We start from the raw sequence: 15,988 nt of genomic DNA, 5'->3' as shown, positions 1-15,988 counted from the left end.
CGGCAATTTCGTTGCCGCGATGGGTTGTCGTCGCGTCAGACGCGCTCACCATCTCTCACCCGGTAAGTCGGCTTGTACATGGTGACGAGTTCTTCCGCGGCAGTCGGATGCACCGCCATGGTGCGATCGAAATCATCCTTGGTCAGGCCGGCCTTCAGCGGTATGCCGAGAAGCTGCGCCATTTCGCCGGCATCCGGCCCGAGAATGTGGGCGCCGAGGACCTTTTTCGAGGCGCCGTCGACGACCAGCTTCATCAGCATCTTTTCGTCGCGGCCGGAAAGTGTGTGCCGCATCGGCCGGAAGGTGGCGCGGTAGATTTCAACATTCGAAAAGCGCTTTGCCGCCTCATCCTCCGACAGGCCGACCGTACCGATCTCGGGCTGCGAAAAGACTGCGGTAGCGATCGTGTCATGGTCGGGCGCCGTCGGCTTGTCCTTGAAGGCGGTCTCGACGAAGCACATCGCCTCGTGGATTGCCACCGGCGTCAATTGCACGCGATGGGTGACGTCACCGATTGCCCAGATGTTGTCGATGTTCGTGCGGGAGTATTCGTCGACGTGGATTGCCCCGGTTTTGGTCATCTCGATGCCGACGCCTTCCAGGCCCATGTTCTCGGTATTGGGAATGCGGCCGATGGCGAGCATGACCTGGTCGACCGTCAGCACCGTGCCGCCGGTGACAAGCGCGTCGAGCCGGCCGTCAGGCCGCTTCCTGACCCACTCGGACACGGCGTGGCAGAGGATTTTTATCCCTTTCTTTTCCATCGTGTCGTGCAGCATGCGTCTGAGGTCCATGTCGAAACGGCTGAGGATCTCCTTGCCGCGGTAGACCAGCGTCGTGTCGACGCCGAGGCCGTGAAAGATGTTGGCGAATTCGACGGCGATATAGCCGCCGCCCTCGATCATGATTGCCTTCGGCAGTTCCTTGAGGTCGAAGGCCTCGTTGGAAAAGATGCAGTGCTCATGGCCGGGCAATGCCGGATGCGGCGCCGGTCGCCCGCCGGTAGCGATCAGGATCTGGTCGGCGGTAACGGTGCGATCCTCACCGAGAAGATGCACCACATGCCGATCGACCAGGGTGGCGCGCGAATGAAAGACCTCGCCGCCGGCGCCCTGCACGTTCTTCTTGTAGATGGCCTCCAGCCGGCTGATTTCGCGGTCCTTGTTGGCGACCAGCGTCTGCCAGTCGAAACGCGCCTCAGGCACCGTCCAGCCATAACCGGCGGCGTCGGCGAAATGCTCGGGGAATTGCGAGGCGTAGACATAGAGCTTCTTCGGCACGCAGCCACGGATCACGCATGTGCCGCCATAGCGGTATTCCTCGGCAATGCCGACACGCTTGCCGAGTGCGGCCGCGACGCGCGCCGCCCTCACCCCGCCGGAGCCGCCGCCGATGACGAAAAGATCGTAGTCGTAACCGGCCATGGCTGAACTCCTTGCCCCTCAAACCCCGAGACAGGTAGGCTGCCGACTATCAAAAGAAAAGCCCGGACTTGCCGGGCTTTTGGTCCAGTGGCGGTCAGGCGGCTCGGAAGTCCGCAATCAATTCGGTGTAGCGTCCGCGGGAGCTGCGCCATCGGCCGGAGCGGTACCGTCGGCAGGTGCAGCCGGCGCCTTGGCATTCGCCGCTGCACCCAGGGTCTCGCCGACCTGCTGGGCGAGATCGCGAGCCAGGCCGTTCTGCCAGATCTCGGCAGCCTTCACCAGTTCGCGCGTCACGATCGGGCCGTTGTCGAGCAGCTTCTTGCCGGAATCGGAATTGTAAAAGGCGGCGATTTCATTGAGTTCCTTTTCCGAGAATACCTTTGCATAGGCGAGCGCCGCTTCCTTTTCCAGGTCGGCGCGGCGCGATGCCAAGGCCATCGCCTTCTCGTTGATCGTCTTGGCGATCAGTTCCTGCATATCCGGGTTCTTCTGAATCAGCTGCTGCTCCAGTGCCGCGGCCGCTTGCGGCAGGATGCTGTCGAACGTATCCGTCGCATGGATCGCCGCGACGGCGGCGCGCGCCGCCTTCAAATGCGCATCGGTGACGTCCTGCGAAAACGCAGGCGACGAAAACGCGAAAACGGCCGAGGCCGCCAGAATGGCAAAAAAGCGGCCAACCCGGTTATGCAACATCATGATCGGTAAAACTCCCTGATTTTCGGGCGGCATGGACGGTTTGGATGCCGTCGCCGCCGGCTATGATGGCCGTTGATGCCAGCCCGATGAAAAGACCATGCTCGACCACGCCCGGAATGGCGTGGAGAGCATTCGAAAGCGCTCTTGTATCCGGAATGCGGCCAAAAGATGCATCGAGGATAAAATGGCCGCCGTCTGTAACAAATGGCTGGCTCCCCGTCATCCTCAATGTAACAGGGCCGGAAAGGCCAAGGTTTGCAGCCGCCGCGCCGACCGCAATTTCGGTGGCGCGCAGGCCAAACCGGTTGACTTCGATGGGCAGCGGAAAACGGCCGATCATCTCGACCATCTTGGAGCTGTCGGCGATGACGATCATGCGGGCGGAGGCCGCCGCGACGATCTTTTCGCGCAGCAGCGCGCCGCCGCCGCCCTTGACCAATGTCAGCGCCGGATCGATCTCGTCGGCGCCGTCGATGGTGAGGTCGAGCTCGGGCGTTTCCTCAAGGGTCGACAGCGGCACACCAAGCTCGCTGCAAAGGACGGCGGTGCGCTCCGAGGTCGGAACGCCGATGACAGTCAGGCCGGTGGCGACCTTGTCGGCGAGCAGCCGTACGAACTCGTCCGCTGTGGTGCCGGTGCCGATGCCGAGCCGCATGCCATCCGTGACATGGGCAAGCGCTGCCCGCGCGGCCTCAACCTTCAATTGCCTCGCATCCATGCCGGGTCCCGAGATTTGTTTCGGCGCTCGTAGCATTTTTGCCGGGCTGGTCAAAGGACCTTGCCCGCGGTGGATAAGCCGGCTTGCCTGAACGGGCCGCAGCGTTTATCGCCTGCCGGCAATCAAATTGTCACAGGACAGGCCATGACCCGACCGATCATCGTGTTCGACCTCGACGGGACGCTGATCGACACGGCGCCGGACCTGCTCGACAGTCTCAACCACAGCCTTGCCGCCAGCCAGCTCGCGGCCGTCGACGAAGCCGGCTTCAGGCGCTTCGTCGGCCATGGCGGCCGGGTGATGATCGAGCGCGCCCACGCAGCGCAGCACAGGTCGCTGGCAGTGGAGGAGCACGATCGCCTGCTCAAGCTGTTTCTGGACCATTACACCGTTAACATCCCCGGCAAATCGCGCCCCTATCCCGGCGTCCCCGGGGCGATCGCGCGGTTCGAGGCGGCCGGCTACCTGCTGGCCATCTGCACCAATAAATACGAGGCCAATTCGGTGGCGCTGATCGAGGCGCTCGGCATGACCAGGCATTTCGCGGCGATCTGCGGCCAGGACAGTTTTCCGTTCCGCAAGCCAGACCCGCGCCATCTCACGCTGACCATCGCGCGCGCCGGCGGCGACCCGCACCGTGCACTGATGGTCGGTGATTCGCAGACCGACATCGACACGGCAAAGGCCGCCGGGATTCCGGTGGTGGCAGTCGATTTCGGCTACACCGACCGTCATGTGCGAGAGTTCGAACCGTCGGCGGTGATCTCGCATTTCGATTCGCTGACGCTCGATCTGGTACAAGGGCTGATGGCCGCGGCAGAAGGCTGAAAGCTGCCCATCGGGCGGACCGCCAAATGCCGACCGACAAGTGGTTGACTTAGCAGGCCGGCCTCCCTTATATCGCGGCGCGCTTGGCCTTCGGGCAACGAGCGGGCGATTAGCTCAGCGGGAGAGCACACCCTTCACACGGGTGGGGTCGCAGGTTCAATCCCTGCATCGCCCACCATCTGCTTTCCTGAGTCAATTCCAAGCCGGAGCGGCTAGCAGCTGCAGGTCGCCCCCTCGCCGCCAAAATTCTTTTGGGCGAAATTCAAAGCGCTGCTGTAGCTCGTATAGCTCTGGAACTGACAAACGTCGGAGCCGGCCCGCACCTTCATCTGCTCGATATCCCAGAACGAAACCTCGATACGATCGTCGGCGCAATAGACTGTATAGCGTTCAGGTTCCAGCGCTGCAGCTTTCTGCACAGACATCGAAACGGCCGGTACGGAAAGTATGGAAAGTACAAATATAATGGCATGACGCATTTGTATGTAGACCCCCCGAATGACCGCCGGCACTATTATGGCCGCGATGTTGAGACGACGCATCATGATTTTAAGCGAGCTGCCTTTCTTTCGGCAGCCATAAATCAGGTACGGACGGCGCCTCCTTATAGCGCAACGGTCCGCTATCCCGGAACAAACCTGCATAGAAACGAGTTTCTGCTGATCGAGATGTGAGGGAAAGCCATGTCCAGACTTGTTTTGGCGGCCGCCGTGCTGCTTGTCGGCGGATCGGCCTTTGCCGCGGACGAAAATCCGGTGCCGCCGCAGAATGCCAAGAAGCTGTCGGAAATCATCGCCAAGGTCGAGCAGCGCGACGACTTCCGCTACATCAAGGAAATCGATTGGGACAGCGGCGCCTACACTGTCACCTACTACACGGACGACAAGGCGAAAGTCGAAATCACCTACGATCCGGTGACAGCCGCGCCGAAATGAAGCTGGGCGCCAACGGTCCAGATTCTAAAAAATGGCGCGCCTCGAAGGCCCCCGGCCTTCGGCACACGCTTGCGTAGATATGACTTTGATGGCTGACTGAGTGCTATCATTGCGCGCGGGGGGTGGGCATGGCGACGGTAAAGCACGTATTGAAACGCTTTCTGATGATGCTCGCGGGTTATTTCATAGCGGTACTGGTTGGGCTGATCGCGGTGGCGGCGATCTATGGCGGGCTGAGTTCGTTGCCAAATGCGCCGAATTATTTCGACGTCATGGGCGTCACCCCCGTTGCGGTGCTGCTGTTGCCGCCGCTCGGCATGTTCATCTATTTTCTGACGATCGTGCTGACCGGCCTGCAGACGCTGATCTTCGCACTGATTGCCGAGTTTTTCTCGCTGCGCAGTTTTTGGCTGCATATGGTCTTCGGCGCGGCGGCCGCGGTTGGCGGCTTCGCCTTGATCTGGCCCAGTGTACCGGATGACACGAACCCGGAGCGCTGGGCCGATATCGGCATCATTGCCGCCGCAGGCGTTGTCGCGGGCTTGGTCTATTGGCTCATCGCCGGACGCGATGCCGGTTTTCGGCGTCCACTGTTTCAGCGCTAGAACCGCATTCGTCAGCTTGCCGGCGAACGCACCGCTTCCGTGCTGTCGAGCGCCTGCTGCAGCCTTGTATCGCGGCCGTAGACGTCGTTGAAGTATTCGACCTTGCCAGACAGGTCCGGCCATGCGGTGAAATAGGCGACATAGACCGGGATCTTGCGTGTCACGTCCTCGGTCGAATGTCCGTGTTTCAGTTTGTCCTCGATGTAGTCGACCGAGGTGCCGAGCACGGCAGCGGCCATGCCGCGCGGATCCTGCAAGCGAACGCAGCCATGGCTGAGCGCACGCATGTCGCGCTGGAAAAACGACTTCTGCGGCGTATCGTGCATGTAGATTGCATGCTTGTTGGGGAACAGTATCTTCAGCTCGCCCAGCGCATTGGCCTCGCTCGGCAGCTGGCGCACGCCGTAGGGTATCTTTGCGCCGTAGGCGCCCCAATTGACCGAGGACGAGGGAATGCGCTTGCCGCGGGCATTGACCACCTCGTAGCCGGCGCGGTCGAGATAGCCAGGATCCCGGCGCAGCCGCGGCAGCATCTCGTTGACCAGGATCGATTGCGGCACGCCCCAATAGGGATGGAAGTCGACCTGCTCTATCTGGTCATAGAAGAAAGCAGTCTGGTTGGTCGGCCTGCCAACCACGGCGCGGGTCTTCAGCTTCTCCTCGCCATCATCGATATAGCTCGCGGTGAAAGCCGGCTGGTTGATGAAGACGCGCGGGCTGCCAAGGTCGGAAGGTAACCAGCGCAACTCTTCGAGCGCAACCCGAACCTTCTGAACTTTGTCGGCCTTGGACGTTCCGGCCAACGATGCAACGGTACGCGGGCCGATGACGCCGTCGCCTTTCATGCCGGCCCGTTCCTGCACCGCCTTGATCACCGGCACCAGCTCCGGATCGTAGACCTCGCTGGTAGCGAGCCTCGCCAGAACCTCGCCATAGGCGCCGCCCATCTCGTCATCGAGATTGCGCGCGATCTTTGTCAAAAGCTTCGGCAGCTCGGGGCTGGTCTGCCCCGGCTTCAACAGCAGATCGGGATCGATGGTGATTTCGTCTTCGGCGCTGGCCTGGAGCGCTTCCAGTTCGACGCGCAGCGCCTGATACTCGGAATTCTGTGGATGCCGTGACTCGAGATAAGTGCGCACTTGCTGGGTATGGGCCAGCGTCTTCAGCACCCCTTCCATGTCGAGCGGCTTAGGCGGAAAATCGTAGTAGCCGGTCATGCGGTTGGGATCGACGCGGCCGCTTTGTGCGTCACGGGCGTAGCGCAGGACACGCGCCGACAGCGCCATCTCGAAGCGGACCAGCTCTTTCAGGCGTTCATCGACATTGCCCGCCGATGTGCCTGCTGCCGGAACTTCCACGGTGTAGTCGGCGGGCGTCAGGCCGTAGCTCGCGGCCTCGCCCAGCACCCGCACGGCATCCTGGGCACGGCTGCTGGGACTGGTTCCCGTCACCCAGATGAAATCCGGATTGGCCGAGTAATAGGCGATCAGCGCCTTGGCGATGTCCTTCTCGGCGTAGAGGTCATAGCCGTCGAGGCCGGCAATGGCTTCGCGGAATGCAGCCCCGGTGGCCGCCGGCTCGAAAGCAGCGTCCTGAGGCGTTGCTGGTTCAGGCGCTGCCGACAGTGCCGAAAAATCGACGCGCACCAGCGGATCGCTCTTGTAGGTATAATAGGACGGGCTGCTGATTTGCGCACCACCACCGGAAGCGGCCGGCGCCCTGGGCTTCGGCTTGTATTTTGACGGTGGCGGCGGAAAGTCACTTTTCGGCGGTGCGTGTTTGACGCCGCCGCCGAAAAGCATGTCGAAGAACCCTTGCGCTTCAGCCTTCGGCGCCCCGAAGGCCAGCATTGCCGCGGCCACCGCAAACGGCAGCACGGTTGCTTTGTTTCCAAGGACTTTCATGGATCACCCGCTCCGGTTGAACCGGATCCCGTTCCGCACCGCTTTCACGGTCTCGCCCACCGCATGGCGGATGTAAGGCGTGACTACACTGATTCATACTGATTTCGTTAAGCTTTCATAAATTTCGGAACGTCTGTTGCAGAACGGTTTCACAAGATCGTGACGGGTCGAGTCAATCCGTCATCGCCCCCGATAATGATAGTGCCCGTGAGCCAAGCCTCAAGCGTTGGCGCCGCCGTCGATGGTCAATGCCGTGCCTGTCACGAAGCGCCCTTCGGGACCGGCAAGCCAGGCGACCATGCCGGCGATCTCGTCGGCCGTGCCGAAGCGAGGCATCGCCATCTTCTGGCGCTGATGCTCGGCGTGCGGGCCGGCTGCCGGATTCATGTCGGTATCGGTCGACCCCGGATGGACGACATTGGCGGTGATTCCGCGCGGACCGAGATCGCGTGCAAAGGCCTTGGTCAGGCCAACCAAGGCAGCCTTGCTGGCCGAGTAGGCGCTCAGGCCGGCGTCCGTGGCACGCTCGGCCAGATTGCTGCCGATCGAGATGATCCGGCCACCCTCGCCCATATGCGCTGCTGCCGCCTTGGCGGCGACGAACGGGGCTCTGAGGTTGACCTCCATCGTCTCGTCGAAATCGGCAAGCGACAGGGCATCGATCGGCGCAGCGCGCCAGATGCCGGCGCTATTGACCAGGATGTCGAGCCGTCCGAAGGCTGTTGCTGCCTCATCGACTGCCGCCTCGATCGCCCCAGCATCGCGATTGTCGGCCTTGATGGCAAAGGCCCGGCCGCCGGCCGCCTCGATTTCCCTGACCACCGCACGCGCCCCTTCCTCGCCATTCACATAGGTGATCGCCACGCCCGCGCCGTCGGCCGCGAGCCTTCTTGCGATCGCCGCACCAATGCCGCGGCTGCCGCCGGTGACGAGGGCGGCCTTGCCGTTCAATCTTCTGGATGACACCTGCTTCTCCATTTTGTAGTGATTGATACATAAATATCTGCCAGCCTTGCTGAACCGCGTCAACCAAATTATGTATCGATCAATACAGAAAGGATGCCATGCCGGAACGAGGCCGCCCCCGCACCTTCGATCGAGCCGCCGCCTTGCGGCGCGCAATGGAAGTGTTTTGGGCCAAGGGTTATGAGGGCGCGTCGATAAGCGACCTGACCGCTGCAATGTGCATCAACTCACCCAGCCTCTATGCCGCCTTCGGCAGCAAGGAAGCGCTGTTTCTCGAGGCAACCGAGCTTTACACGCGGGTCGAGGGAACCGAGATCTGGTCCGCGCTGGAAAAGGCGCCGACCGCGCGCCAGGCGGTCGAGCGGTTCCTGCGGCAGACGGCCAGGGCCTATTCACAGACCGGTCGCCCGCAAGGCTGCCTGATCGCGCTCGGCGCATTGCACCAGGACTCAAGCCGCGGCGCCATCTGCGATGATCTGCGCCGTCGCCGCGCCGAAAACCGCGAAGCCTTGCTGAGACGGCTCGAGCGTGGCGTGGCCGAGGGAGAGTTGCCGGCCGATTTCGACTGCGGTACGGCCGCGACCTTCTACGCGACCGTGCAGCACGGCATGTCGATCCAGGCGCGCGACGGCGCGTCGCGCTCGGCTCTTCTGGCGACGGTGGCCGGGGCAATGGCAGCTTGGATAGCGATGGCCAGCACCGGGGCAGCGTGACGGTCGAACCCGGCTGACAAGAACGATATTCAGGTCACTGCAGAGACGACTCCAGCCTGCCGGCAACGAAGCCAACGGCACGCTCCACCACACCCCTGTCGGCGAGAATGCGGCGGTGGCCGAGCCCCTCGGCCCAGTAAAGCCGCACATGGTCGCCGGCGCGCGTGTAGAGCCTTGCATGCTCGGCGGAAACTTCGCGGTCGTCCGGCGCGTGGATCACCAGCGTCGGCAGCGGCGTGCTTGCGAGCTGGCGGTCACCGGTGAACTCGTGCAACGGCCGGCCGGCGATGCGCTCGACCCGGTCGGCCATGGCGGCCTGCGAGCGCGAGCCGACATTCAGCATGCGGCTGAAATCAGCGAAGATCGCCGGCAGCGAGCTCGGCGCGGCGATAAGCACCAGCCGCCCGGCCGCCAATCGCGGGATGTTCCAGATCGAACCGGCGACGGCGTTGGCGGCAACGGCACCACCGAAGGAATGGCCGACAATGGCCGCGAACGGGCCGAACCATTCGCCGGCAACCCGTGCCGCATCGACCGCACTGACCAGGGTAAGCCGGCGGCCCTGCGACTGGCCGTGGCCCGGCAGATCGAGCGAGACCACCTTGTAGCCGGCATCGCGATAGGCTTCGATCAGCGTGCGCATGTATTCGGTGCGCGAACGCCAACCATGGATGACGAGCACGGTGCCGGCAGTCGCCCTGCCCGGCTCGGGCCGGAATTCATGCACCATGACGCAGCCGGTTCTGGTCTTTAGCCGGTGATGGCGTGCCTGGGTCATGAAATCGGCGGCGCGATCAATTGCGCGGCGCTCGCCTTTGCTCAAGCTCTTCTCGTGCGGCGTGCGGCAGAACAGCTCGAATGCAGCACGCCCGGTGAGTCGCGGTGCCACATGCTCAGCCACGCCGAACGTGCCGCGGATGACCTTCAGTCCAAATGATGCCATAGTGGCGATCCATTCATTGGTTCAAGCATGAACATAATAGTTCAAACATGAACATTAAGCAAGACCTGCCCTGGGACAACCCGCGTTTTCGCAACTGGGTCGCGGTGGCGCGCGCCTGCCATGTGGTGGAACGCACCCTGGCGGTGAAGCTTGCGCCGCTCGACCTGAAGCCGGCGCAGCTCGACGTGCTGATGAACCTCTACCGTCATCCCGGCATGTCGCAGCACGACCTTGCTCGTCGGCTGCTGGTCGGCCGCTCCAACATCACCATGCTTTTGCCTCAGCTGGAGACCCGTGGCCTGCTGCGCCGCGAGGGCGACGAGAAGGACAAGCGCGTGCTGAGGCTGACGTTGACAGAGGCCGGCGAGGCACTGCTGATGCAGGCGCTGAAGGTCCATATGGCGCTGATCGAGAAGGCGATGAGCCAGTCGACGCCGGAACAATGTGACATGATCGGCGAACAGATGCGTAGGATTGCCGAGGTTTTGAAGACCGCCTGACAGCCCAGTGCTCCACCACCAAATGCTTCACCACATCGATTTTTTCGCGCGCTCGGGCCATTCCTTGTCGTAGACCTCGCCGTCAATGTTCTTGCGGCTGGTGATTTCCAGGATTTGGCCGGGAGTCGGCAGCGATCTCGGGTCGACATGCCTTGCCGGATTCCACAGTTCCGATCGGTGGATGGCGCGGGCGCACTGGAAATAAACCGCATCGATCTCGATGACCGTCACCGAGCGCGCCGGCTTGCCCTCGACGGCGAACGAGGCGCAGAGCCCGGTATCGGTGGTGATGTGGGCGCGGCCATTGACGCGCAGTGTCGTGCCGGAACCCGGCACGAGGAACAGAAGCGCGACGCGCGGATCGCGAAGGATGTTGCTTAGCGAATCGGCACGGTTGTTGCCGCGCCGGTCCGGCATCATCAGCGTTTTCGGATCGTGGATGCGGACGAAGCCGGCGAGATCGCCGCGCGGCGAGCAGTCCAGCCCTTCTGGCCCGCAGGTTGCGAGCGCGGCAAACGGCGAAGCCTCGATGATAGCTGCGTATTCGCGAATCAGCTGGTCGAGTTCCTTGACCACCGACGCCTCGCCGGGCAGGCCATAGAGCGCTTCAAGCTGTTCGATGCTGGTGATCATGGACATGTTTTCGTCTCCAAAGCTTTGCCGGCGCTACTCCAGATGGATGACGTTTTCACGACAAGTGCCCGTTTGCCGGTCATCAGGAAACGGATGTCGAGGCAACGCAAACAAGGGCAAACCGCTTTACCTGCATGATCGTGCCAACGGATACGGAGGTCAAAAATGGATAAACCGCTCGACCGGCGACGCACCGCCATGGAACTTATTGAAAACATGTTCAATGTTGAAATGCCTTTCCTGCAATCAGGGCCGGAGAGCCTCGATGTGCTTGCCGGCGCATTTCATGCCGAGATTGTCGTGCATGAGCCGCGCTCCCTGCCCTATGCCGGTGACTGGAGCGGCCTCGACGGCGTTGGCGCCCTTTTCCGCAAAATGCGGGAAATCTGGAGCGACGTGGCGGTGGAGGACCTTCAGGTCGCCCAAAACGATGACACGGTATTCATGAGCTGCTCGCTTTCGCTGACGTCGCGGGCCAATGGTGCAACCATCAAACAGCCGTTTGCCGAAGTCTTGCGCTTCAAGAATGACCGGCTGATCGAAGGCACGCCGTTTTGTTACGACACCAGCGAGATACTGGCGATCTGCGTTGACCTGAGAGTCCTGCGGGATCCATTTCAACGGTCGCGGCTCAGCCCCTTCTCTTCCAGTTCGGCGAGATAGGCGGCCCAGCGTGCATCCTTCTCATGACCCAGCGTATGCAGGTAGTTCCAGGTGAAGATACCGGTGTCGTGGAAATCGTCGAAGGTGATGCGCACGGCATAATTGCCGACCGGCTCGATCTTCAGGATCGCCACATTGCGCTTGCCGGGAACGGTGACGCGCTGTTCGGGCGAATGGCCCTGCACCTCGGCCGATGGCGAGGCGACCCGCAGAAGCTCAGCCGGCAACTGGAACGGCTGATGTCCCGGAAAGGTCACGGAAAGCAGCTTGCGGTCCTTCGAGACCCTGAGTTCCTTTGGCGCTGTCATGGTGGTGGATCCTGCGGAGAACCGCCCTTCCTACGCCGCTTCGCGTCGAGGGAAAAGGCCGCATGGAAAGTTCCGACATGATCTGTCGGCGTCGGAATGTTACCGATGATCGCGAGCTTCTATCTTGAATGGCAAGTTGGTTCGTATCACATAGCCATGTATAACGAAGCCGTTCACGGCCACGGGAAGCGCATAAGCATGGATATGATCGATCCTTTCGGTCGCACGATCACCTACCTGCGCGTATCGGTCACCGACCGCTGCGATTTCCGCTGCACCTATTGCATGGCCGAGGACATGACGTTCCTGCCGAAGAAGGACCTGCTGTCGCTGGAAGAGCTCGACCGGCTCTGCACGGTCTTCATCGAAAAGGGTGTGCGCAAGCTCCGCCTCACCGGCGGTGAGCCGCTTGTGCGCAAGAACATCATGCACCTAGTACGCCAGCTTTCGCGGCATCTCGAGAGTGGTGCACTGGAAGAGCTGACGCTGACCACCAACGGATCGCAGCTTTCCCGCTTTGCCGCCGAGCTCGCCGACTGCGGCGTCAAGCGCATTAACGTCTCGCTCGATACGCTCGATGCCGACAAATTCCGCCAGATCACCCGCTGGGGCAATCTGGACAAGGTCATGGACGGCATCGACGCCGCGCAGGCGGCCGGGCTAAAGGTAAAGCTCAACGCCGTGGCGTTGAAGGACTTCAATGACGCCGAATTGCCGGAAATGCTGAGCTGGGCGCATGGCCGCGGCATGGATCTGACGGTCATCGAAACCATGCCGATGGGCGAGATCGACGCCGACCGCACCGACCAGTATTTGCCGCTGTCGCTGTTGCGCGCGGCTCTCGAACGCCAGTTCACGCTAGGCGACATTCCCTACAAGACCGGTGGCCCGGCCCGCTATGTCCAAGTCGCCGAGACCGGCGGACGGCTGGGCTTCATCACGCCGATGACGCATAATTTCTGCGAAAGCTGCAACCGGGTCCGGCTGACCTGCACCGGCACCCTTTACATGTGCCTCGGCCAGGAAGATGCGGCCGACCTGCGCGCGCCGCTGCGTGCGTCGGAAGGCAACGAGCTGGTCGCCGATGCCATCGACGAAGCAATCGGCCGCAAGCCCAAAGGCCACGACTTCATCATCGATCGCCGCACCAACCGTCCGTCGGTGTCGCGGCATATGAGCGTCACCGGCGGCTAATTTTTCGCCGATTTCGTGCAAGAATAATCGCCTTGGTATCGGCGCGAGGCAAGGCGTGCAGCGGTTTTTTGCAGTCCTGACGTTTTTCTGAGTGATGGCGGGGACCACGGCAGTTGCCGCGCCATTTACCTACACGAACGAGCGCTTCGGTACCATCTGCACCTTTCCGGATGAAATCTTCACTCTTCGCCAGCCTGAGCCGGACAATGGCGATGGACAACAATGGCTCACTGCCGATGGCGCCAGCCTGATCTGTTCGGGTATCCTCAACATCGATGATGACACCCCGACAGCCTTCGTCTCCGCCGAGAGGGCCGGCAAGGAACCTGGCTACAGGATCACCTACAGCAAGACCGGCAAGGACTGGGCGGTGCTGTCGGGCATCAAAGGCGGGAACATCTTCTATGAACGCTGCCTGTTCGGAAAAGACGGTGTCATCCGCACGGTCTGGATCGACTACCCGCCAGCCCTGAAATCGAAATACGACCCGCTCGTCGATGCGATCGCCGGCAGCCTCAGGGGACCGTGAGCATCCGGCGACGTCAGAACTTATTGGCAGCCTATTGTTTTTGCTAGCGAGTCACGGTTGTTGGCGCGTGTAGTCATACCGCACGGCAAGCCATTTCTTGCCGCTGCCATTGGCCTGCAGGAAATGCTGCTCGGCCACCTCGTGATTATCGCCATCTCTGGAAATGGTGAAATCGGAGGCCGTGAACCGCCCTTCGACCTCGGGCCCGAAGCCTACGAAACCAAGCGGCTCGAACAGGAGTGAAATCTTGCCGTCCTCCTCGCCACCAAAACTCCAGGCGGGCATGATCCCTGCCGGGAAACGGGTGTCCATGGAGACATACTTCCAGCGGCCCTCCACCCGGTCATAGCTCAAATAGGCTATCCGCTGGAAGTCCGGCATTTTCGACCCGGGCGCCGGGCGCATCACCTCCTGCATGAAGGGACCGATCATCGTGCGCTCGGCCACCAGCCCGGTCATGACGATCGGCTGCGCACCGGGCGTTGGCCAGATCGTGTTGACGACGGACCATTTCCCGACGCGGCGAGCGAGCTCATCCGCTTCGTGACCCGGCGTGGACATCCGTTCGACTGCCGACGCCGAAGCGCCGTTCTCGGCGAACGCAGGCGCTATCGCCATGAGGATGACCGCCAGGGCAGAAGAGAACCGGAAAGCCGACGAAACATGCCGCCTGCTGCCTGTGCCAAGCCAGTCCGCATTGCCTCGTGCATTCATCATGGACCATCTCCCCAACACGATCAGAAGCTTACAATGACCAATTTGGTGAATCTTGCCGAGCAAATTTGATCTCGTCGAAAAATTTCCTCGCGCCGAAGTGTGATAAATTTGCCCTCCGGACCCATCCTTTAGAACGGCACCTTTTTTGGGGTCACACCCAGAAAAGGTCTTGTCCGCAAACGGTCACCGGATTTACCGCAAGCCCATTCGGGCCTAGCCTCTGCTCTGGAGCGGTTCTTCGCCCAGTGGGGGAATACGATATGCGCAAACTCATTCTTTCTCTTGCATTGCTCAGCCTCGCGGCCCTGCCCGCGGCGGCCCAGTCGATCGGCGGCACCTATGCCGTGGCCGGCACCAATTTCGATGGGTCGTCCTATGGTGGCGACGCGACGATCACGCTGACCAGCGAGACGACCTGCACGATCCATTGGGAGACAGGCGGCTCGTCCTCGGACGGTATCTGCATGCGCAACGATGATGCCTTCTCCGCCGGTTATGTCATGGGCAAGGCGGTCGGTCTTGTCGTCTACAAGGTGCAGGACGACGGCTCGCTGCGTGGCCTGTGGACGATCGCCGGCAAGGAAGGCAACGGCACCGAGGTACTGACGCCCAAATAAGCCCTGCCGCTCTTGCGCGACAGATGTTACGGGCCATAGAAAGGCTGTGGCCCAGCCCTTTGACGTTGCTGTTTTGCGGGTGCCTGCTAGACGCTTGCTGCAGGACTCACCGGTAATCGCCTTGCCTCTTTCGCCAAACCTGCGCGGCGCGTTGTTCATGATGGTGGCCATGGCTGGTTTCACCCTCAACGACGCTATCACCAAATTCTCGTCGGAATCGATGAACATGGCGCAGGTCATGCTGATCCGCGGCGCCTTCGCTTCGCTTTTCGTTGGCCTGCTTGCGTGGCAACGCGGCGCGCTTGCCCGGCCAGGTTCGATGCTGCAGCCGACCGTTGCGCTGCGCGTTGCCAGCGAGGCCGGCGCCACCGTGTCGTTCCTGGTTGCTCTGGCACATCTTCCGATCGCCAATGTCTCCGCCGTGCTGCAGGCGCTGCCGCTGGCGGTGACGATGGGCGCCGCGCTTGTGTTCAACGAGGGCGTCGGCTGGCGGCGCTGGCTGGCCATTGCCGCCGGTTTTGCCGGCGTGCTGATCATCGTGCGGCCCGGCTTCGAAGGGTTCAGCGTCTTTTCTCTGCTGGCGCTGGCCAGCGTCGCATGCTGTGCGGTGCGCGATCTCGCCACCAAGCGGATACCGCAGGCAATTCCGACATTGCTGGTGTCGAGCGCCACCGCCCTTGCCATGACGTTTCTGGGCGCGGCATTGCTTTCACCGATGGGCGGCTGGACACCGATGACGGGACAAAGCACGGCGTTCCTGGCGCTGGCGGCGGTGCTCGTGCTCATCGGCTACCACTTCATCATCACGGCGATGCGGGTGGGCGATATCTCCTTCATCGCGCCGTTTCGCTACACCGCCCTGCTCTGGTCGATCTTGCTTGGCTTCACGATCTTCGGCGATGTCCCCGATCTGCCGATGATCCTCGGTGCCACGATCATCATCGCGTCAGGCCTCTATGCACTCTACCGCGAACGGATCGTTGGACGGCGAAAAACAGCCGCCGAAAGCACTGGACCGGACATGGCGCCGGACGGCATATAGAGTGACTGTCGACGACTGTCTGATTTGAAAACTGGATTTTGGGTCTAGGCAGC

The 15,988-nt window shown here is 61.8% G+C and carries 20 protein-coding genes and 1 tRNA gene; 11 read left to right on the top strand and 10 right to left on the bottom strand.

The genetic code is table 11. The annotated features are described in order from the left end of the window. Positions 1 to 35: 35 nt before the first annotated feature. The 3 genes from gor to rpiA form a co-directional block, all read right to left on the bottom strand. A complete protein-coding gene (gene gor, locus NKJ55_RS04840) occupies positions 36 to 1,424 on the bottom strand; it encodes a glutathione-disulfide reductase (protein ID WP_352448902.1) in 1,389 nt (462 codons plus the stop codon). Between the two features lie 117 nt (positions 1,425 to 1,541). Next, complete coding sequence (locus NKJ55_RS04835; protein ID WP_352448901.1) at positions 1,542 to 2,120, bottom strand: DUF2059 domain-containing protein; 579 nt, start codon at positions 2,118 to 2,120, stop codon at positions 1,542 to 1,544. Next, positions 2,107 to 2,838, bottom strand: a complete 732-nt coding sequence (rpiA, locus tag NKJ55_RS04830) for a ribose-5-phosphate isomerase RpiA (RefSeq protein WP_352448900.1) — start codon at positions 2,836 to 2,838, stop codon at positions 2,107 to 2,109. Before rpiA ends, NKJ55_RS04835 begins: the two co-directional genes overlap by 14 nt. 144 nt (positions 2,839 to 2,982) lie before the next feature. Here rpiA and NKJ55_RS04825 point away from each other — a divergent pair, with 144 nt between their 5' ends. Together NKJ55_RS04825 and NKJ55_RS04820 are read left to right on the top strand one after the other, a co-directional pair. Then, positions 2,983 to 3,666: a phosphoglycolate phosphatase gene (locus NKJ55_RS04825; RefSeq protein ID WP_352448899.1), complete on the top strand. Its 684-nt coding sequence runs from the start codon at positions 2,983 to 2,985 to the stop codon at positions 3,664 to 3,666. 103 nt (positions 3,667 to 3,769) lie between these two features. Further along, a tRNA-Val gene (locus NKJ55_RS04820) sits at positions 3,770 to 3,844 on the top strand. A gap of 34 nt (positions 3,845 to 3,878) precedes the next feature. Here NKJ55_RS04820 and NKJ55_RS04815 read toward each other — a convergent pair. Beyond that, positions 3,879 to 4,211 carry a hypothetical protein gene (locus NKJ55_RS04815; RefSeq protein ID WP_352448898.1) on the bottom strand — a complete coding sequence of 111 codons (333 nt, stop codon included), beginning with the start codon at positions 4,209 to 4,211 and terminating at the stop codon, positions 3,879 to 3,881. Between the two features lie 138 nt (positions 4,212 to 4,349). Here NKJ55_RS04815 and NKJ55_RS04810 point away from each other — a divergent pair, with 138 nt between their 5' ends. Then, positions 4,350 to 4,601, top strand: a complete 252-nt coding sequence (locus tag NKJ55_RS04810; protein ID WP_352448897.1) for a PepSY domain-containing protein — start codon at positions 4,350 to 4,352, stop codon at positions 4,599 to 4,601. A gap of 128 nt (positions 4,602 to 4,729) precedes the next feature. After that, positions 4,730 to 5,206, top strand: coding sequence for a hypothetical protein (locus NKJ55_RS04805; protein WP_352448896.1), 477 nt, complete (start codon positions 4,730 to 4,732; stop codon positions 5,204 to 5,206). 11 nt (positions 5,207 to 5,217) lie between these two features. Here NKJ55_RS04805 and NKJ55_RS04800 read toward each other — a convergent pair whose 3' ends face one another. Both NKJ55_RS04800 and NKJ55_RS04795 read right to left on the bottom strand, forming a co-directional pair. Beyond that, positions 5,218 to 7,110 (bottom strand): L,D-transpeptidase family protein, encoded by a 1,893-nt coding sequence (locus NKJ55_RS04800; RefSeq protein WP_352448895.1) that lies wholly within the window; start codon positions 7,108 to 7,110, stop codon positions 5,218 to 5,220. Between the two features lie 219 nt (positions 7,111 to 7,329). Next, a complete protein-coding gene (locus NKJ55_RS04795) occupies positions 7,330 to 8,076 on the bottom strand; it encodes an SDR family NAD(P)-dependent oxidoreductase (RefSeq protein ID WP_352448894.1) in 747 nt (248 codons plus the stop codon). A 98-nt stretch (positions 8,077 to 8,174) separates the two neighbouring features. Here NKJ55_RS04795 and NKJ55_RS04790 point away from each other — a divergent pair, with 98 nt between their 5' ends. Next, positions 8,175 to 8,789 (top strand): TetR/AcrR family transcriptional regulator, encoded by a 615-nt coding sequence (locus tag NKJ55_RS04790; protein WP_352448893.1) that lies wholly within the window; start codon positions 8,175 to 8,177, stop codon positions 8,787 to 8,789. Positions 8,790 to 8,823: 34 nt separating this feature from the next. Here NKJ55_RS04790 and NKJ55_RS04785 read toward each other — a convergent pair whose 3' ends face one another. Beyond that, complete coding sequence (locus NKJ55_RS04785; RefSeq protein WP_352448892.1) at positions 8,824 to 9,732, bottom strand: alpha/beta hydrolase; 909 nt, start codon at positions 9,730 to 9,732, stop codon at positions 8,824 to 8,826. A gap of 47 nt (positions 9,733 to 9,779) precedes the next feature. On the opposite strand from NKJ55_RS04785, the gene NKJ55_RS04780 reads away from it, so the two are divergent. Then, positions 9,780 to 10,232, top strand: a complete 453-nt coding sequence (locus tag NKJ55_RS04780; RefSeq protein WP_352448891.1) for a MarR family winged helix-turn-helix transcriptional regulator — start codon at positions 9,780 to 9,782, stop codon at positions 10,230 to 10,232. A gap of 27 nt (positions 10,233 to 10,259) precedes the next feature. Here the strand turns inward: NKJ55_RS04780 and NKJ55_RS04775 are convergent, their stop codons facing one another. After that, positions 10,260 to 10,871, bottom strand: coding sequence for a pyridoxamine 5'-phosphate oxidase family protein (locus NKJ55_RS04775; protein ID WP_352448890.1), 612 nt, complete (start codon positions 10,869 to 10,871; stop codon positions 10,260 to 10,262). 159 nt (positions 10,872 to 11,030) lie between these two features. On the opposite strand from NKJ55_RS04775, the gene NKJ55_RS04770 reads away from it, so the two are divergent. Then, positions 11,031 to 11,528, top strand: a complete 498-nt coding sequence (locus NKJ55_RS04770) for a nuclear transport factor 2 family protein (RefSeq protein ID WP_352448889.1) — start codon at positions 11,031 to 11,033, stop codon at positions 11,526 to 11,528. On the opposite strand, the gene NKJ55_RS04765 is transcribed toward NKJ55_RS04770, so the two are convergent. Beyond that, complete coding sequence (locus tag NKJ55_RS04765) at positions 11,483 to 11,836, bottom strand: gamma-butyrobetaine hydroxylase family protein (protein WP_352448888.1); 354 nt, start codon at positions 11,834 to 11,836, stop codon at positions 11,483 to 11,485. The two genes, NKJ55_RS04770 and NKJ55_RS04765, sit on opposite strands and share 46 nt — an antisense overlap. Positions 11,837 to 12,034: 198 nt before the next feature. On the opposite strand from NKJ55_RS04765, the gene moaA reads away from it, so the two are divergent. Continuing rightward, on the top strand, positions 12,035 to 13,030 hold the full coding sequence (gene moaA / locus NKJ55_RS04760; RefSeq protein ID WP_352448887.1) for a GTP 3',8-cyclase MoaA: 996 nt from the start codon (positions 12,035 to 12,037) through the stop codon (positions 13,028 to 13,030). Positions 13,031 to 13,124: 94 nt separating this feature from the next. Beyond that, positions 13,125 to 13,559 carry a hypothetical protein gene (locus NKJ55_RS04755; RefSeq protein ID WP_352448886.1) on the top strand — a complete coding sequence of 145 codons (435 nt, stop codon included), beginning with the start codon at positions 13,125 to 13,127 and terminating at the stop codon, positions 13,557 to 13,559. 51 nt (positions 13,560 to 13,610) lie between these two features. Here NKJ55_RS04755 and NKJ55_RS04750 read toward each other — a convergent pair whose 3' ends face one another. After that, positions 13,611 to 14,339, bottom strand: a complete 729-nt coding sequence (locus tag NKJ55_RS04750) for a hypothetical protein (RefSeq protein ID WP_352448885.1) — start codon at positions 14,337 to 14,339, stop codon at positions 13,611 to 13,613. Positions 14,340 to 14,536: 197 nt separating this feature from the next. On the opposite strand from NKJ55_RS04750, the gene NKJ55_RS04745 reads away from it, so the two are divergent. Continuing rightward, positions 14,537 to 14,893, top strand: coding sequence for a hypothetical protein (locus NKJ55_RS04745; RefSeq protein ID WP_352448884.1), 357 nt, complete (start codon positions 14,537 to 14,539; stop codon positions 14,891 to 14,893). 121 nt (positions 14,894 to 15,014) lie between these two features. Next, positions 15,015 to 15,935 (top strand): DMT family transporter, encoded by a 921-nt coding sequence (locus NKJ55_RS04740; protein ID WP_352448883.1) that lies wholly within the window; start codon positions 15,015 to 15,017, stop codon positions 15,933 to 15,935. Positions 15,936 to 15,988 lie beyond the last annotated feature (53 nt).

The organism is Mesorhizobium sp. M0106, assembly GCF_040322715.1.
Taxonomy (GTDB): Bacteria; Pseudomonadota; Alphaproteobacteria; order Rhizobiales; family Rhizobiaceae; genus Mesorhizobium.
Note: the sequence above shows the minus strand (reverse complement) of the source record. Positions and strands in the feature narration are given on the sequence as shown.

Excerpts from the sequence above, each read along its gene's own strand:
- moaA (WP_352448887.1), top strand. The coding sequence starts at position 12,035 with ATGGATATGATCGATCCTTTCGGTCGCACGATCACCTACCTGCGCGTA.
- NKJ55_RS04770 (WP_352448889.1), top strand. The coding sequence starts at position 11,031 with ATGGATAAACCGCTCGACCGGCGACGCACCGCCATGGAACTTATTGAA.
- NKJ55_RS04805 (WP_352448896.1), top strand. The coding sequence starts at position 4,730 with ATGGCGACGGTAAAGCACGTATTGAAACGCTTTCTGATGATGCTCGCG.
- NKJ55_RS04755 (WP_352448886.1), top strand. The coding sequence starts at position 13,125 with ATGGCGGGGACCACGGCAGTTGCCGCGCCATTTACCTACACGAACGAG.
- NKJ55_RS04785 (WP_352448892.1), bottom strand. The coding sequence starts at position 9,732 with ATGGCATCATTTGGACTGAAGGTCATCCGCGGCACGTTCGGCGTGGCT.
- NKJ55_RS04800 (WP_352448895.1), bottom strand. The coding sequence starts at position 7,110 with ATGAAAGTCCTTGGAAACAAAGCAACCGTGCTGCCGTTTGCGGTGGCC.
- NKJ55_RS04780 (WP_352448891.1), top strand. The coding sequence starts at position 9,780 with ATGAACATTAAGCAAGACCTGCCCTGGGACAACCCGCGTTTTCGCAAC.
- NKJ55_RS04775 (WP_352448890.1), bottom strand. The coding sequence starts at position 10,871 with ATGTCCATGATCACCAGCATCGAACAGCTTGAAGCGCTCTATGGCCTG.
- rpiA (WP_352448900.1), bottom strand. The coding sequence starts at position 2,838 with ATGGATGCGAGGCAATTGAAGGTTGAGGCCGCGCGGGCAGCGCTTGCC.
- NKJ55_RS04765 (WP_352448888.1), bottom strand. The coding sequence starts at position 11,836 with ATGACAGCGCCAAAGGAACTCAGGGTCTCGAAGGACCGCAAGCTGCTT.
- NKJ55_RS04835 (WP_352448901.1), bottom strand. The coding sequence starts at position 2,120 with ATGATGTTGCATAACCGGGTTGGCCGCTTTTTTGCCATTCTGGCGGCC.
- NKJ55_RS04815 (WP_352448898.1), bottom strand. The coding sequence starts at position 4,211 with ATGATGCGTCGTCTCAACATCGCGGCCATAATAGTGCCGGCGGTCATT.
- NKJ55_RS04745 (WP_352448884.1), top strand. The coding sequence starts at position 14,537 with ATGCGCAAACTCATTCTTTCTCTTGCATTGCTCAGCCTCGCGGCCCTG.
- NKJ55_RS04790 (WP_352448893.1), top strand. The coding sequence starts at position 8,175 with ATGCCGGAACGAGGCCGCCCCCGCACCTTCGATCGAGCCGCCGCCTTG.
- NKJ55_RS04825 (WP_352448899.1), top strand. The coding sequence starts at position 2,983 with ATGACCCGACCGATCATCGTGTTCGACCTCGACGGGACGCTGATCGAC.
- NKJ55_RS04810 (WP_352448897.1), top strand. The coding sequence starts at position 4,350 with ATGTCCAGACTTGTTTTGGCGGCCGCCGTGCTGCTTGTCGGCGGATCG.
- gor (WP_352448902.1), bottom strand. The coding sequence starts at position 1,424 with ATGGCCGGTTACGACTACGATCTTTTCGTCATCGGCGGCGGCTCCGGC.